Here is a 15,309-nt window from a genome sequence, read left to right as displayed (position 1 = left end):
GCGCTGCTCCACACACCCGCCGGCGGCCTCGGGGCAGGCGCGGTCCTGACCGTATACCGTTGCCAGCTCCTGCACCCGGTTTCCAGGCTGTGCTCTGTTGCACGCGCCTCATAGGTCGCCCCGTGCATAATCAGCGGACCAACGAAGGAGCCGCTCCGTGACGAGAGCCTGCATCACTCGCCGCCATGTGTACGCTGCGCTCGCGTGGGTTGCGCTGGCGGCCCCCCTGTCAGGGTGTTCAGGAGATCACGTGAAACCCAGCTATTCCAAATCGAGCCTTGAGCCGGTCGTCGTCACCCAGCTCTCCGCGGCGAAGCTCCAGGTCCAGTTCAATGAACCGATGGAAAGCATGTATTACGCGGCAGGGATGAGCTATGTGGTGGAAGGGGGCACCATGAAAGTCGTTGTTGATCGCTGCCCCATATCCGGCCAATGCACAACCATGCTGCGGCGCGACGTGAAGCCCGGACCTGCTGGCCCGGCCCGTCAGGAAATTCCCTTGATGGCGCCGCGCGTGGTGATGCTGTTCGCCGATGGCGAAACACAGATTTTTCCGTAAGGGCATCCCATGAGCGACAAGGTCGTCCTCGGCATCCATAGTCACGTAGACCCCAATACACAGGGGTCGTTCAATCAGTTCGTGGACGGCCACGCCTGGATCTCGGTGACGCGAAACGGCCATACGACGTTCCATGGCCTGTGGCCAGACAACCATCCACTCGTTGAGGACAATGGCCCAGGTTCGGACATCCGCGAAGGCATGGAAGCCCGGGCCACACCTTCGGCCTCACGCTATTACGAATTGACTCCCGAGCAGGTCAAGCGACTTGACCAGGCCTTGGGCGAAAATGTCACCTGGTCATATGGCAATACCTGCGCATCGTGGGCGACCAGTACCGTGAACAAGGTTACTGGGCAGTCCCTGGATGCAGGCGAACTGCTGTTCACCGATACGCCGCGGGAGCTGATCGAGTCCATTCGCAAGGCAGAGCGCGTGCGGCCCACCAGTCCTTCGCAGCCGCAACCGGCAACCGAACGGCCGGAAACCAGCATCCCATCGCTGAGCGATGCCTCGGCATCGCTTCACCAGCAGGCACTCGCCGGCGTCCATGCGCTGGACGCATCGCTGGGTCGCGCATCTGATGAATCCAGCCAACGCATGGCGGCCAGCCTCACCCAACTTGCCCGGGCACAAGGTCTGGAACGGATCGACCATGTGGTATTGGGCTTGCCGACTGGTCAGCCCCCAAGGCCGGAGAACATCTTCGTCATTCAGGGAGCCTTCGATGACCCGGGCCATCTGCGTGCCCACATCAACATTGAAGCGGCCCTTCAGCCACCCGTTGCGGAGTCGCTGCGGCAGATTCATCAGTTGGACAAGCAGTTGGCCGCCTCGCCGCAGCAGGCCGAGCCTGCCCTGGAAGAGACCCAGCGCCGGCAGATGGTGTGATCGTCGACGGCTACGCCTGGAGCCCCCCATAGGTAGGCACCATTCGGCCCGTCGGGGCCTGCCCTCTCTCAACAAGGCTTGATATCTCGCCCGTACAAGCCGCCCACGCAACGATCCGATACGCTGGCCGGGTTTGCCGTATGTGGCCGCATCGGTGAAAATCGGGGCATTCCCCCGATTTCCTGCGAGTGCCGATGCACCATGACACCGACCTGATCAACATCGTTGCCGTTGGCCTGGGGCTCGCCTTCATCTTCGGCGCGCTGGCCAACAAGCTCCGCTTGTCTCCCCTGGTCGGTTACCTGGTTGCTGGCATCTGCGTAGGTCCGTTCACCCCCGGCTTCGTCGCCGACCAGGCGCTGGCCAACCAGCTGGCCGAGCTGGGCGTGATGCTGCTGATGTTCGGCGTCGGCCTGCACTTCTCGCTGAAGGACCTGATGGCGGTCAAAGCCATTGCCATTCCCGGTGCCATCGGCCAGATCGCGGTTGCGACCCTGCTCGGCTGGGGCGTGGCCTCGCTGATGGGCTGGCCGGCCATCCATGGCGTCATCTTCGGTTTCTCGCTGGCCACCGCCAGTACCGTAGTGCTGCTGCGGGCGATGGAAGAGCGCCGACTGCTGGAAACGATGCGCGGCAAGATCGCGGTCGGCTGGCTGATCGTGGAAGACCTGGCCTGTGTGCTGGCGCTGGTGATGATGCCGGTGATGGCCGGTGTGTTCGGTCCCGATGCCGCGAAGGAATCACACTCGCTGGGCAGCGTGCTGGCCGACATCGGCTGGACCTTCGTGCAGCTGGGCCTGTTCGTGGCGGTGATGCTGGTGGTCGGGCGCCGGGTCATTCCGTGGATCCTCGAACGCATTGCCGGCACCGGTTCGCGCGAACTGTTCACTCTGTCGGTGCTGGCGATCGCGCTGGGTGTGGCGTTCGGCTCGGCGATGCTGTTCGGCGTCTCGTTCGCGCTGGGCGCGTTCTTCGCCGGCATGCTGCTCAACGAATCGGAGCTGAGCCACAAGGCCGCAACCGATTCGCTGCCACTGCGCGATGCATTCGCGGTGCTGTTCTTCGTGTCGGTCGGCATGCTGTTCGACCCGAACATCCTGATCCAGCACCCGTGGCAGGTGCTGGCCACGGTGCTGATCATCATGTTTGGCAAGTCGGCCGCGGCGTTCTTCATCGTGCGCGCATTCGGCCACCCGACCAGCACCGCGCTGACCATCTCGGCCAGCCTGGCGCAGATCGGCGAGTTCGCCTTCATCATCGCCGGCCTTGGCGTGGCGCTGCAGATCCTGCCGAAGGAAGGCCAGTCGCTGGTACTGGCCGGCGCACTGGTGTCGATCATGCTCAACCCGCTGGTATTCGGGCTGCTGGATCGTTGGCAGGCCAAGCAGGAGCAGCAGCCGCAGCCGGCCGAGCCGGAAGAGGCGATCGGTCCATCGCGTGATCTGAACGGGCACGCGATCGTGATCGGCTATGGCCGGGTCGGCAGCGAGCTGGCACAGGTGCTGCGCGATCGCGGCGTGCCGGTGCTGGTGATCGATGACAACAAGGAACATGTGGAACAGGCGCACGCCAAGGGCCTGGCGGCGATCCGCGGCAGTGCCGCTGCCGACCGGGTGCTGGCTGAGGCCCACCCGGAGCGGGCGAAGATCGCGGTGCTGGCCATTCCGCAGCCGCTGGAAGCCGGTGAGGCGCTGGCCAAGCTGCGGGCGATCAACCCGGACCTGACCCTGCTGGCGCGCGCGCACAGCGATGCGGAAGTGAAGCATCTGCTGGAACACGGTGCTGATGGCACGGTGATGGCCGAACGTGAGCTGGCGTATTCGCTGGCGGAGATGGTGATGTCCACGCCGCCGTATCGCGGGTTGGGACAGCACAGTATCCCGGTGGTGTGAGGGGTGTGCGTGCGGCAGGGCTTGCAGCCCTGCACCTGCCGAAACAACGGCAACGGCAAAAGCTGGCATTGCGTGGGATGGCAGTTTTCCGCTGCTGTTGGTGGGTGTCGACCTTGGTCGACACGGCGGCACAAAAAAATCCCCGGTCGACCCGCATCGACCGGGGATCTGGATCGCCACGTTGCCACTGCCTTGGAGAGGCAGCTCCACCGTAGCGCATTGCAGCACCCGTGGTGATCGCCTGTGGCGATGACAACCAAGCGCGCGGCTATCAGGCGCCGGCCAAGGCCTGTTCCAGGTCGGCACGCAGGTCACCGATGTGCTCGATGCCGATCGACAGGCGCACGGTGTCCTCGCTGACACCGGCCTTGGCCAGCTCCGCTGCATCCAGCTGGCGATGCGTGGTCGAGGCAGGATGGGTGGCCAGTGACTTCGCATCCCCCAGGTTGACCAGGCGGGTGAACAAGTTCAGCGCATCGAGGAAGCGCGCGCCTGCTTCACGGCCGCCCGGCAGGCCGAAGGTCAGTACGCCCGAGCCGTGTCCACCCAGATAGCGCTGCGCGGTGGCATGCTCGGGGTCGTCGGCCAGTCCCGCGTAACGCACCCAGGCGACCTTGTCGTGCGCCTTCAGGTACTGCGCAACGGCCAGCGCATTGGCATTGATGCGCTCCATGCGCAGCGCCAGGGTCTCGATGCCCTGCAGGATCAGGAACGCATTGAACGGCGACAACGCAGCGCCGGTATTGCGCAGCGGCACCACCCGCGCGCGGCCGATGTAGGCGGCCGGCCCCAGCGCTTCGGTGTAGACCACGCCGTGGTAACTGGGGTCTGGCTGGTTGAGGCGAGCGAAGCGCTTGGGCTGCGCCGCCCAGTCGAAGCGGCCGGAGTCGATGATCGCACCGCCCAGGCTGTTGCCGTGGCCGCCCAGGTATTTGGTCAGCGAATGCACCACGATGTCGGCGCCGTGTTCGAACGGGCGCAGCAGGAACGGCGTGGCCACGGTGTTGTCGACGATCAGCGGCACGCCAGCGGCATGCGCGACCTCCGCAATCGCAGCGATGTCGGTGACGTTGCCGCGCGGGTTGCCGATCGATTCGACGAACACCGCCTTGGTGCGTTCGTCGATCAGGTCGGCGAACGCGGATGGATCTGCCGGGTCGGCGAAGCGCGCCTGGATACCGTACTGCGGCAACGTGTGCGCCAGCAGGTTGAGGCTGCCGCCATACAGCGCGCTGGAGGCGACGATGTTGTCACCGGCCTCGGCGATGGTCTGGATGGCATAGGTGATCGCGGCCTGCCCCGAGGCCAGCGCCAGTGCACCGATGCCGCCTTCCAGCGCGGCCAGGCGCTGCTCCAGTACATCGGTGGTGGGGTTCATGATGCGCGTGTAGATGTTGCCCGGTACCTTCAGATCGAACAGGTCGGCGCCGTGCTGGGTATCATCGAAGGCATACGCCACCGTCTGGTAGATCGGCACAGCCACCGCCCGGGTGGTTGGGTCGGGACGGTAGCCACCGTGCACGGCCAAGGTTTCCAGTTGCCACTGCGGGTCGCTCATTGCACCAGGCTCCATCCGGGGAAACCGCCACCATAGGACAGCCGGGGGCGCCCGCTGAAAGCCACTGGCGATGACGCCCGTACCGCCGGTTATCACGTTGGCCGCGATTCAGGCAGCCGTCATGGGCCGTTGCTAGGCTTCGCCGCCGGGCGCTCCTGCCCGGGCACGGAGGCCCCACGCATGCAGCCATCCCCCTGGACCCCCACCCCCAGCAGTGCGCCCACGTCGGTACTGCTGGTGGAGGACGACCGTCGCCTGGCCGAGCTGGTCAGCGATTACCTCCACGAACATGGCTTCGCCGTGCAGCACGTCGCGCGTGGCGACCTCGCCGGCGCCGCCTGCCGCCAGCATGCGCCCGAGCTGGTGGTGCTGGACCTGATGCTGCCCGGCCTCGGTGGCATCGACGTATGCCGGCAGATCCGCAGCTTCTCCGATGTGCCGATCCTGATGCTGACCGCGTGCGAGGACGACATCGAGCAGGTGCTGGGCCTGGAATCGGGCGCCGACGACTATGTGCACAAGCCGATCGAGCCCCGCCTGCTGCTGGCCCGCCTGCGCGCGCTGCTTCGCCGCCGCCATGGCAGCAGCAACACCGGCACGCCCTGCCGCCTGATGCACGGCGAACTGCTGATCGACCGCATGCAACGCGAGGTGCACCTGCATGGACAGCCGGTGGACATGGGCACCACCGAATTCGAGATCCTGTGGCTGCTGGCCAGCCAGCCGGGGCAGATCCTCTCGCGCGACCAGATCCTGCAGGCGGTGCGCGGCATCGGCTTCGACGGGCTGGACCGCAGCGTCGATGTCAGCATCGGCAAGCTGCGCCGCAAGCTGGGCGATGACGCGCGCGAACCGCGGCGGATCAAGACCGTGTGGGGCCGTGGCTATCAGTTCAACCCATCGGCCTGGACGGCATGAAGCGGCTGTTCCTGTGGTTGTGGTTCGTCACCGGTGCCTGCTTCCTGGTGTCGGTGTTCTTCCTCAACCACATCCTGGACGGCATCTACACGCCCGTGCAGGATCGCGTTTTCGTCCAGCAGGTCCGCGGACAGGTGTACGCCCTGCGCAGTGGCCTGGCTGGCCTGGATGCCGGCCAGCAGCGTGAGCGCCTGCAGCAGTGGCAGCCGCACTATGGCATCGCATTGACTCTGTTCGACACGCCTCCGGCACTCGCCCCACAGGAACAGGCGGCCGTAAAGGCTGATGGCTTCATCGTGCGCGATCAGTACCAGCAGGTCCTGCTGCCCATCGAAGGCGTCGGCGGTCGCTGGCTGCAACTGCGCCTGCCTGGCGCTGTGCAGATGACCACGTACATGACCATCGCGGCCTACCTCAGCATCCTGCTGCTGGTCGGCGCCAGCCTGTATGCCTGGGTACGCCTGCTCTGGCGCGACCTGGAAGCGCTGCGCCGGCACGCCGACCGCATCGGTTCGGGCGATCTGCAGGCGCGCGCGCAGGTTTCGCCACGCTCGCAGATCCGGGTGATCGTCGACCATTCCAACCGCATGGCCGCGCGCGTGGCCGAGCTGGTGCAGCGCCAGCGCGACCTCACCCATGCCATTTCGCACGAACTGCGCACACCCATCGCGCGCGTGGCCTTCGGCCTGGACCTGATGCAGGACAGCGACGATCGCGAACGCCGGGCACGGCTGGCACAGGGGCTGCACGGCGACCTGGCCGAACTCAACCGGCTGGTCAGCGAACTGCTGGCGTATGAACGTCTGGAGCATCCCAGCGAAGGCGAGCCGATGCAGCGCATCGAAGCCAACGACTGGCTGCAGGCCTGCCTGGCCGATGTGCGCCGTGATGCCGAACGTGCCGGCGTGGTCCTGCGCGTGCAGCCCAGTGCGTTGCCACGGGTGGATGCCGAGCCGCGCCTGCTGCAACTGGCACTCAGCAATCTGGTGGGCAATGCGCTGCGTCACGCGCATTCGCAGGTGGAAGTCTCGCTGGTCGGTGCTGGCGGTCGCGCCTGCCTGCGCGTGGACGACGATGGCCCCGGCATTGCCGAAGCCGATCGCGAGAAGGTGATGCGTCCGTTCACCCGCCTGGACGACAGCCGCAGCCGTGACACCGGCGGCTTCGGCCTGGGCCTGGCCATCGTCAACCGCATTGCGGCCCGCCACGGTGGCGAGCTGCGCATCAGCCGCGCCACGCTGGGTGGCGCGCGCCTGGAAATGCACTGGCCGCTGGCTGCCAGCTGAACGCCCACGGGCGCGATTACAGTTGATTACAACTCCCGCACAACTGCGGACGGATCGGTCGCCGGCGTATCGCCACGCTAACGACCCTGCAGCACTCGCCGGATGCGAGCGCTGCTTTCCTCCCATTGTCGAGAGTTTCCATGTCCCAGCTTCGCCGTTCCCCCACCCTGCTCTGCCTGGCCCTGCTGCCGCTGTTCGCCGCCCCGATCGCCCACGCCAAGGATGACCACTGGACCTTCGAAGTCGCCGCCGGTGCCGGTGCGACCCCTCGCTACAGCGGCAGCAAGGAGTATCAGGCGTCGCCCATGCTGTCCTTCGATGTCACCTCGCCGGGTGGCTGGTTTCTGGGCACCAGTGGCATCGGCTGGGGCACGTCCATCGGCGAGCACACCCGCGTGCGGGTCTATGTCGGTGCCAGCGGCATCCGCAAGGACAAGGATTCGCTGCTCGGTGGTTCCGACTTCCTGCGCGGCATGGGAGATATCGATTCCCGTCCCCTGGTCGGTGTCTCGGCTGGTTATACGCTGGGCGAAGCCGTGCTGAGCGGCTCCTGGCAGTTCACCCGCAAGGACGAGGACAAGGCCGAAAACGGCCTGGCCACCCAACAGATCCACTTGAACCTGAGCATGCCGCTGTTCGACCTGGCCGGCGGCGTGGTCAGCGGCAGCGTCTCCACCGACTACGGCAACCGTGGCTACATGCAGACCTGGTACGGCGTCAGCCCGGAACAGGCCGCGCGCACCGGCTTTGCCGAGCACAAGCCGAAGGCCGGCCTGGTCAGTGCCGGTCTCGGCCTGAAATGGAGCCACCGCGTGGGCCGCAACGGCAACTGGTACATCTCGGCCGAGGGCACGCGCCTGCTCGGCGATGCAGCCGACAGCCCGATCGTGCAGAAGCCCAACCAGTTCGGGCTGATGAGCGGCTACACGCACCGCTTCTGATGCAGGAAGGGCGCCCCTCGGCGCCCTTTGATCCCTGCGGTCAGCGGCGGGCCGGTGCCTGCCCGCTGCCGCACAGCTCGACCTCGCGCAGCCAACCTATCCACTGCACGACGTCATCCTTCTCTGGCTCGGAGCGGAACGATTTCTGCGCGGTGTGGAAGCCCTCTGTGCCCTGGATGCCCTTGATCCAGGTGAACTCAGGCTTGCCCGTGCCCGGGTTCTCCAGGCAGCTGAGCATCAGCAACGCGAACGGGCGACCACCCTCCTCGCCCTCGCGGATCCAGTGACTCTGTGCGTCGGGGCAGGCAATGCGCCAACCGGCTTCGATGATGCCGAGGAACTCGCGCGGGCTTGCGTGGCTACTGTTCGGCGCGTCGTTGACGGTGACCATGTCGGCCCAGTCCTGCACGGTCTGCCCGTTGGGCACGTACTCGGTGATGCGGTTGCCCTGCGCATCGGTGTTCTGGTGGGCCTGGTGGTAGCCCTTCATCGGCGGCAGCTGCACCTGCTCCGCAGCGGCGGCATGGGTGGCCGACGTAGCGAGTGCCAGTGCGATGCAGAGTGAAGCCAGGCGCGTGCCATCCATGCGGTTCTCCTTGTCCGGGCAAAAGTGCAACAAGGCGATTCTGCACCGGGAAAGCCCGCGATGGCGCCCCCACTCGAAGAGGGGGGCGCTTGCGGGGTCAGGCCTTGGCGAACACCAGGTGGCCGCCGTCGTTGCCGACTTCGATGGTGTCGCCGTTGACGAAGGCGCCGGACAGGATCTTCTGCGCCAACGGATTCTCCAGCTGCGCCTGGATCGCGCGCTTCAACGGACGCGCGCCATACACCGGATCGAAGCCGACGTTGCCGAGCAGCTCGAACGCTGCATCGGATACCTCCAGCTTCAGCCCGCGCTCGGCCAGGCGCTTTTCCAGGCCCCGCATCTGGATGCGCGCGATCTGCTTGATCTGCTGCTTGTCCAGCGGGTGGAACACCACGATGTCATCCAGGCGGTTGATGAACTCCGGACGGAAGTGCGCCTGCACCACGCCCATCACCGCCGCCTTCATCTGCGTGTAGGCCTCAGGGCTGTCGTCGGCGCTCATGTCCTGGATCTGGTGCGAGCCCAGGTTCGAGGTCATCACGATGACGGTGTTGCGGAAGTCCACGGTGCGGCCCTGGCCATCGGTCAGGCGGCCATCGTCCAGCACCTGCAGCAGGATGTTGAACACATCCGGATGCGCCTTCTCCACTTCGTCCAGCAGGATCAGCGAGTACGGACGGCGACGCACGGCCTCGGTCAGATAGCCGCCTTCCTCGTAGCCAACGTAACCCGGGGGGGCACCGATCAGGCGGGCGACGCTGTGCTTCTCCATGAATTCGCTCATGTCGATGCGGATCATCGCATCGGCGCTGTCGAACAGGAACTCGGCCAGCGACTTGCACAGCTCGGTCTTGCCGACGCCGGTCGGGCCGAGGAACAGGAACGAGCCGGCCGGACGATTCGGATCGGACAGGCCCGCACGCGAACGACGCACCGCATCGGAGACGACCTTGATCGCTTCCTCCTGGCCGACCACCCGGTTGTGCAGCACCTCTTCCATCCGCAGCAGCTTGTCGCGCTCACCTTCGAGCATCTTGTTGACCGGAATGCCGGTCCAGCGCGAAACGACCTCGGCGATCTCTTCGTCGGTGACCCGGTCCTGCACCAGCTTGAAGTCCTTGTGTTCGGCCTCCTGCGCAGCGGCCAGCTGCTTTTCCAGCTGCGGCAGCAGGCCGTACTGGATCTCGCTCATCTTGGCGAAATCCTGGCGGCGCTGCGCAGATTCCAGCTCCAGCTTGGCCTGCTCGACCTGTTCCTTGATCTTGGTTGCACCCTGCAGCGCCGCCTTCTCCGACTTCCAGATTTCATTGAGGTCGGAGAACTCGCGCTCCAGCGCATCGATGTCGTTTTCCAGATCAGCCAGGCGCTGCCGCGAGGCCTCGTCCTTTTCCTTCTTCAGCATCTCGCGCTGGATCTTCAGCTGGATCACGCGGCGTTCCAGGCGGTCCAGTTCCTCCGGCTTGGAGTCGATCTCCATGCGCAGGCGCGAAGCAGCCTCGTCCATCAGGTCGATGGCCTTGTCCGGCAGCTGGCGGTCGGTGATGTAGCGGTTGGACAGCGTGGCCGCCGCGACGATGGCCGGGTCGGTGATCTCGACGCCATGGTGCACGGCGTACTTTTCCTTCAGCCCGCGCAGGATCGCGATGGTGTCCTCCACCGACGGCTCGCCCACGAACACCTTCTGGAAGCGGCGCTCCAGCGCAGCGTCCTTTTCAATGTACTTGCGGTACTCATCCAGCGTGGTGGCGCCCACGCAGTGCAGTTCGCCACGTGCCAACGCAGGCTTGAGCATGTTGCCGGCATCCATCGCACCGTCGGCCTTGCCGGCGCCGACCATGGTGTGCAGCTCATCGATGAACAGGATGATCTGCCCTTCGCTCTTGGCCAGGTCGTTGAGCACGCCCTTCAGGCGCTCCTCGAATTCACCGCGGAACTTGGCGCCGGCAATCAGCGCGCCCATGTCCAGCGACAGCACACGCTTGCCGCGGAGGCCTTCCGGCACTTCGTCATTGATGATGCGCTGGGCCAGGCCTTCGACGATCGCGGTCTTGCCCACGCCGGGTTCGCCGATCAGCACCGGATTGTTCTTGGTCCGGCGCTGCAGCACCTGGATGGTGCGACGGATTTCCTCGTCACGGCCGATCACCGGATCAAGCTTGCCGCTCTCCGCACGCGCGGTCAGGTCGATGGTGTACTTCTCCAGCGCCTGCCGCTGTTCCTCAGCGTCTTCCGACTGCACGTTCTCGCCGCCGCGCAGCTTGTCGATCGCGGCCTGCAACCGGCTCTTGTCGGCACCGGCGGCGCGCAGCGCCATGCCCAGTGTGCCGCCGTCTTCCAGCGCGGCCAGCACGAACCACTCGCTGGCGATGAAGGCATCGCCATTCTGCTGGGCCAGCTTGTCAGTGTGATTGAGCAGGCGGCCGAGGTCGTTGCCCATCGACACATTGCCGGCCTGGCCGGACACCTTGGGCAGCGCATCCAGCGCCTCGGTCAGGCGCTCGCGCAGTACCGGCACGTTCACCCCGGCCTGGGCCAGCAACGGGCGCGTGCTGCCGCCTTGCTGGTCCAGCAGCGCGCTGAACAGGTGAACCGGTTCGATGATGCTGTTGTCGCGGCCCACGGCCAGCGACTGTGCGTCTGCCAGCGCCTGCTGGAAACGCGAGGTGAGCTTGTCCATCCGCATTGCGAAACCTCATCGGTCATCTGGGCCGGCCCGAGCCGGCGATGCTGGAAAGATGCGGTTGCCCCACCCGGTTTCAAGGGTGACTGCGACTGCACGCCGAGGCCAGTCAGCCTGCGGCCAGCATGCCGGAACGGGTGTGGTCGGCGCGTTGATCCCGATCAGTTCCGCCCGATGGACGGGCTCAGCGGGTGATCGCGCTGCGGATCGCCCGCAGCTGCTGCTTGACCGCCCGGGCCTGCGCCACGTCCATGCGCAGCAGGGCCTTCTGTCCGATCGAGCGCGCCTGCAGGGTGGGATCGACGAAGCGGTAACGGCCGCGCTCATCGCGTTCCACCAGCGGCGCCTGGGCCAGTTCCGGGGTCTCCAGCAGGTGATCGATCACCGCGACCAGGCGGTCGTTGAAATAGCCCTCCGGCCGGCCAAGGTCGACATAGGCCTGCTGGATCAACGGATAGAAGCGCTTGTAGGTGGTCGCCGTCGCCGCCGGGTCGAGCGCGGTGAAGGCCTGCACATAGGGCGCATAGCGCGCCGCGTTGCCGGCGGCGATGCGTTCGCCGCCCTCACCGGGCTCGACCTGCAGGTTGCCCGGCAGCGGGCGCGCGGCCAGCGCGGTCGGCGGCACGCTGGGCTTGTCCAGGTTGTCGACCTGGGTGACGAGGCGCTGGATCAGGTGATCGCGCAGCAGCAGGGTCAGCGGGCCCTCGCCCTGGAACAGCTGGCTCAATGCGCCCCAGGCTGTGGCATCGCTGTCAGCCAGCTTCGGCAGCGCCGGATCAGCCGCGGCCTCGGTATCCAGCGGATGCCTGATAGGGGGCGGCGCTGGCGCGGGTTCTGCGGCCGCCTGCGGTTGTGGCGGTGTGCTGGTACTGGCGGGGGTTGATTGAACCTGCACCGAAACACCGTCTGCCAGGCGCTTCAGCTGATCGCGGAACAACCAACCGCCCGCGCCACCGATCACCACCACACCCAACACCCAGGGCCATATCGCCTTTCCACTCTGCATGATGCAGCACCTCGTTTCACACGCATGGAGAAAGTGTGACCCCACCGATTCCAACGGGTTCCCCACCTGTTCCGCTGCCGTTCGGGTTCGGGCCTGCGCCAGAGCCGCGCTCACGCCTGCTTTGCATGCCCCGCGCGACGCTGTGGGTCTTTTCCTGTGGAGGCACTGCCATGCAGTACGCGCTGTATTACTGGACCGGCATCCAGGGCCGTGGCGAGTTCGTGCGCCTGGCGCTGGAAGACGCCGGTGCCGACTACATCGACATGGCGCGGGTGCACGGCGATGCAGTGATGCAGCCGTTTCTCGATGGCAGCAGTGAAGGTGCGCAGCCCTTCGCACCACCATTCCTGAAGGCCGGTCGCCAGGTCATCACGCAGGTTGCGGCCATCCTGGATTTCCTGGGCCCCACGTTGGACCTGGTGCCACAAGCGGCCTCGCGGCGGATGCAGGCATTGCAACTGCAGCTGACCATCGCCGATCTGGTGGCCGAGGTGCATGACACCCACCATCCGATTGCTGCATCGAAGTACTACGAAGAGCAGAAGACCGAAGCCAAGGCACGCGCCGCGTCACTGCGCAGCGAGCGGCTGCCGAAGTTCCTCGGCTACTTCGAGCAGGTGCTGGCCGCCAATGGCGGCCGTCATGCGCTGCGCGAGCACTCCTACGTGGATCTGTCGCTGTTCCAGCTCCTGAGCGGGCTGGACTATATGTTTCCACGCCGGATGCGCGCACTGGCACCCACCCTGCCCCTGCTGCGTGCGCTGCAGGAGCGGGTGGCGAAGCGGCCGAACATCGCCGCCTATCTGGCCTCGGAACGGCGGTTGCCGTTCAACACCCAAGGCATCTTCCGGCATTACCCGGAGCTGGACGCCGAACGGTAGTGCCGGCCGCTGGCCGGCACTACCGTGGGGTCAGCTGTTTTCACCCAGCGGCTGCACCGGCTGCTTCTGCAGCGACAACAACCCCAGCAGCAACGCCAGTGCCACGTAGGCACCGGCGAACTGCCAGCTGATGATGCGTGCCAGTCCGTCCAGGTCCCACGGCAGATAGATGCCGCCGCGCGGATCCACCGAGTGGATCAGGCCGAACAGGGTCAGCAACGCCGCCACCAGCAGGAAGCCGCAGGCACGGCGCAGGCGCCCATCGACCATCGCCGCCACCGCCGAAATCCACAGCATCGAGGTGATGATGAAGCCGTTGCCGAGGGTGAAGATCACCGCCAGCTCAGGCAGGCCGTGGCCGTCGAGCTTGGTCAGCAACTGCGGCAGCTGGTCCGGGGCGATCCAGCCCGGCGCCTTGATCGCCAGCAGGTACGCCACCGACGGCAGGAAGCCGAACACCATCGCACCGGTATGGTGGCGCGGCGTGGCCTGGAACGCCTGCGTGGTGATGTCGATGGCCACGTACACGATGATCGGTGCCAGCACCGCCAGCGGCAGCCATTGCACCAGCCCGGAGATGATGCCCAGCATGCCGCCAATGCCGACGAACAGGCCGGTCAGCAGCGTGTAGCCGCTGCGCGCGCCCATGTGCTTGTAGGCCGGCTGGCCGATGTAGGGCGTGGTCTGCGCCACGCCGCCACAGACACCGGCTACCAGCGTAGCTACCGCTTCCACCAGCAGGATGTCGCGGGTGCGGTAGTCATCACCGGCTGCGCGCGCACTTTCAGAGACGTTGATGCCGCCGACCACCATCAGCAGGCCGAACGGCAGCAGCAGTGGCAGGTAGGTCATCGCCGTGGGCAGGCCATCGAGGAAGCCCAGCGTCGGCAGCGGCAGCACCACCTGCGGCGGCACCCACTCCGGCACGTGGAAGCCCGGCGCGCCCAGCCCGGCCAGGCCAAGGCCGTAATAAAGAACGGTGCCGAACACGAAGGCCAGCAGCACGCCGGGGCCACGCACCGGCAACTTGCCCTTGGCGATCAGCACATACAGCAGCAGGCCCAGCGTGGTGAAGCCGACCAGCGGCGAGCGCAGCGTTTCCAGCAGCGGCAGCAGGCCCATCAGCACCAGCGCGATGCCCGCGATGGAGCCGAGAAGCGCGGCGCGGGGCAGCGCTCGGGTGACCGCTTCGCCGAAGAACGACAGCACGAACTTGAGCACGCCCATGATGACCAACGCGGCCATGCCCAGCTGCCAGGTGGCGATGCCCGCTGCGTGCGGGTCCATGCCCTGCTGCTTGAAGGCGATGAAGGCCGGGCCGAGCACCAGCAAAGCCATGCCGATGCTGGTCGGTGCATCCAGGCCCAGCGGCATGGCGGTGACATCGTCGCGGCCGGTGCGCGCGGCCAGCCGGCGCGCCATCAGGGTGTACAGCAGGTTGCCGACCAGCACGCCGAAGGCGGTGCCGGGGAACATGCGGCCGAACACTACGTCGGCGGGAAACTGGAAGATCCCCACCAGGGCCATGGCAATGAAGCCGAGGATGGAGAGGTTGTCGACGACCAGGCCGAAGAAGCCGTTGAAGTCGCCGGCGACGAACCAGCGACGCGGTGCGGCGGAAGCGGGAGCGGACATGGAAGGGGCGGTGGGGGTGGGGACCGCCGATGGTAGGCCCAGCGGGGCCGGTGCGCCAATTCCGTCGTGGAATGATGGGTTCCAGCCAACGGCGGAGCCCCTCGTGGCTGGGTCTCTCACGGCGAACTCCGGGCTGGGCCGGGGCGGGTGGGCGTCGCGGGGGACGCCGTAAACCCGTCCATAGGGGCTTGGCCGCGGCATCCATGCCGCGGACACCCTCGCGCCATCTACCCGCCCGGCCTCTGACAGTTTCCCGCGCGTGCCAGCCACGGAAGAGAATCAAAAGATCAAAAGATCAAAAGCGGGTCGCTTCGCTCTGAGCCGAGCATGGCTCGGCCCTACAGAAGATCATTTCGATCATTCTTCCGTTATCCACGCATGCCGTGGATCTACCGTGTCGACCAAGGTCGACACCTACCGAGAGCAGCGGAAAACTGTCGAAGGCGGGGTGGGTCCGGTTGCGGGGGCGTGAGCGC

General features: G+C 66.2%; 12 protein-coding genes. 7 read left to right on the top strand and 5 right to left on the bottom strand.

Features of this window, described 5'->3' with window-relative positions; all coding sequences use genetic code 11:
* The first annotated feature begins 250 nt into the window (after positions 1–250).
* From R1H25_RS11280 to ybaL, 3 genes are all read left to right on the top strand, one after another.
* On the top strand, positions 251–559 hold the full coding sequence (locus tag R1H25_RS11280; protein ID WP_100446574.1) for a hypothetical protein: 309 nt from the start codon (positions 251–253) through the stop codon (positions 557–559).
* 9 nt (positions 560–568) lie between these two features.
* A complete protein-coding gene (locus tag R1H25_RS11275) occupies positions 569–1,450 on the top strand; it encodes an XVIPCD domain-containing protein (RefSeq protein ID WP_317223613.1) in 882 nt (293 codons plus the stop codon).
* Positions 1,451–1,644: 194 nt separating this feature from the next.
* Positions 1,645–3,342, top strand: a complete 1,698-nt coding sequence (gene ybaL, locus R1H25_RS11270; RefSeq protein ID WP_057500821.1) for a YbaL family putative K(+) efflux transporter — start codon at positions 1,645–1,647, stop codon at positions 3,340–3,342.
* A 271-nt stretch (positions 3,343–3,613) separates the two neighbouring features.
* On the opposite strand, the gene R1H25_RS11265 is transcribed toward ybaL, so the two are convergent.
* The gene (locus R1H25_RS11265; protein ID WP_317223612.1) at positions 3,614–4,900 is read right to left on the bottom strand and encodes an aminotransferase class V-fold PLP-dependent enzyme; all 1,287 of its coding nucleotides are present in this window, start codon (positions 4,898–4,900) and stop codon (positions 3,614–3,616) included.
* A gap of 180 nt (positions 4,901–5,080) precedes the next feature.
* Here R1H25_RS11265 and R1H25_RS11260 point away from each other — a divergent pair, with 180 nt between their 5' ends.
* The 3 genes from R1H25_RS11260 (at position 5,081) to R1H25_RS11250 (ending at position 8,045) form a co-directional block, all read left to right on the top strand.
* Positions 5,081–5,818, top strand: coding sequence for a response regulator transcription factor (locus R1H25_RS11260; RefSeq protein WP_191849869.1), 738 nt, complete (start codon positions 5,081–5,083; stop codon positions 5,816–5,818).
* Positions 5,815–7,104, top strand: coding sequence for an ATP-binding protein (locus R1H25_RS11255; protein ID WP_057501269.1), 1,290 nt, complete (start codon positions 5,815–5,817; stop codon positions 7,102–7,104). The genes R1H25_RS11260 and R1H25_RS11255 overlap by 4 nt, the downstream gene beginning before the upstream one ends.
* 140 nt (positions 7,105–7,244) lie before the next feature.
* A complete protein-coding gene (locus R1H25_RS11250; protein WP_317223611.1) occupies positions 7,245–8,045 on the top strand; it encodes a MipA/OmpV family protein in 801 nt (266 codons plus the stop codon).
* Between the two features lie 40 nt (positions 8,046–8,085).
* Here R1H25_RS11250 and R1H25_RS11245 read toward each other — a convergent pair whose 3' ends face one another.
* The 3 genes from R1H25_RS11245 to R1H25_RS11235 form a co-directional block, all read right to left on the bottom strand.
* The gene (locus tag R1H25_RS11245) at positions 8,086–8,631 is read right to left on the bottom strand and encodes a hypothetical protein (protein WP_317223610.1); all 546 of its coding nucleotides are present in this window, start codon (positions 8,629–8,631) and stop codon (positions 8,086–8,088) included.
* A gap of 97 nt (positions 8,632–8,728) precedes the next feature.
* A complete protein-coding gene (gene clpB, locus R1H25_RS11240; protein WP_317223609.1) occupies positions 8,729–11,314 on the bottom strand; it encodes an ATP-dependent chaperone ClpB in 2,586 nt (861 codons plus the stop codon).
* Between the two features lie 181 nt (positions 11,315–11,495).
* Positions 11,496–12,317 carry a DUF3014 domain-containing protein gene (locus R1H25_RS11235; protein WP_317223608.1) on the bottom strand — a complete coding sequence of 274 codons (822 nt, stop codon included), beginning with the start codon at positions 12,315–12,317 and terminating at the stop codon, positions 11,496–11,498.
* Positions 12,318–12,487: 170 nt separating this feature from the next.
* Between R1H25_RS11235 and R1H25_RS11230 the strand changes: the two genes are divergently transcribed.
* A complete protein-coding gene (locus R1H25_RS11230) occupies positions 12,488–13,198 on the top strand; it encodes a glutathione S-transferase (RefSeq protein WP_317223607.1) in 711 nt (236 codons plus the stop codon).
* A 30-nt stretch (positions 13,199–13,228) separates the two neighbouring features.
* Here R1H25_RS11230 and R1H25_RS11225 read toward each other — a convergent pair whose 3' ends face one another.
* Complete coding sequence (locus R1H25_RS11225; RefSeq protein WP_317223606.1) at positions 13,229–14,833, bottom strand: hypothetical protein; 1,605 nt, start codon at positions 14,831–14,833, stop codon at positions 13,229–13,231.
* Between the last annotated feature and the right edge of the window lie 476 nt (positions 14,834–15,309).

Origin of the sequence: Stenotrophomonas veracruzanensis, from assembly GCF_032911525.1 — a bacterium.
Classification (GTDB): Bacteria; Pseudomonadota; Gammaproteobacteria; order Xanthomonadales; family Xanthomonadaceae; genus Stenotrophomonas; species Stenotrophomonas africana.
This window is presented reverse-complemented; position numbering and strand designations above follow the sequence as displayed.

Excerpts from the sequence above, each read along its gene's own strand:
- clpB (WP_317223609.1), bottom strand. The coding sequence starts at position 11,314 with ATGCGGATGGACAAGCTCACCTCGCGTTTCCAGCAGGCGCTGGCAGAC.
- R1H25_RS11275 (WP_317223613.1), top strand. The coding sequence starts at position 569 with ATGAGCGACAAGGTCGTCCTCGGCATCCATAGTCACGTAGACCCCAAT.
- R1H25_RS11250 (WP_317223611.1), top strand. The coding sequence starts at position 7,245 with ATGTCCCAGCTTCGCCGTTCCCCCACCCTGCTCTGCCTGGCCCTGCTG.
- R1H25_RS11260 (WP_191849869.1), top strand. The coding sequence starts at position 5,081 with ATGCAGCCATCCCCCTGGACCCCCACCCCCAGCAGTGCGCCCACGTCG.
- R1H25_RS11245 (WP_317223610.1), bottom strand. The coding sequence starts at position 8,631 with ATGGATGGCACGCGCCTGGCTTCACTCTGCATCGCACTGGCACTCGCT.
- R1H25_RS11225 (WP_317223606.1), bottom strand. The coding sequence starts at position 14,833 with ATGTCCGCTCCCGCTTCCGCCGCACCGCGTCGCTGGTTCGTCGCCGGC.
- R1H25_RS11265 (WP_317223612.1), bottom strand. The coding sequence starts at position 4,900 with ATGAGCGACCCGCAGTGGCAACTGGAAACCTTGGCCGTGCACGGTGGC.
- R1H25_RS11235 (WP_317223608.1), bottom strand. The coding sequence starts at position 12,317 with ATGCAGAGTGGAAAGGCGATATGGCCCTGGGTGTTGGGTGTGGTGGTG.
- R1H25_RS11255 (WP_057501269.1), top strand. The coding sequence starts at position 5,815 with ATGAAGCGGCTGTTCCTGTGGTTGTGGTTCGTCACCGGTGCCTGCTTC.
- R1H25_RS11230 (WP_317223607.1), top strand. The coding sequence starts at position 12,488 with ATGCAGTACGCGCTGTATTACTGGACCGGCATCCAGGGCCGTGGCGAG.
- ybaL (WP_057500821.1), top strand. The coding sequence starts at position 1,645 with ATGCACCATGACACCGACCTGATCAACATCGTTGCCGTTGGCCTGGGG.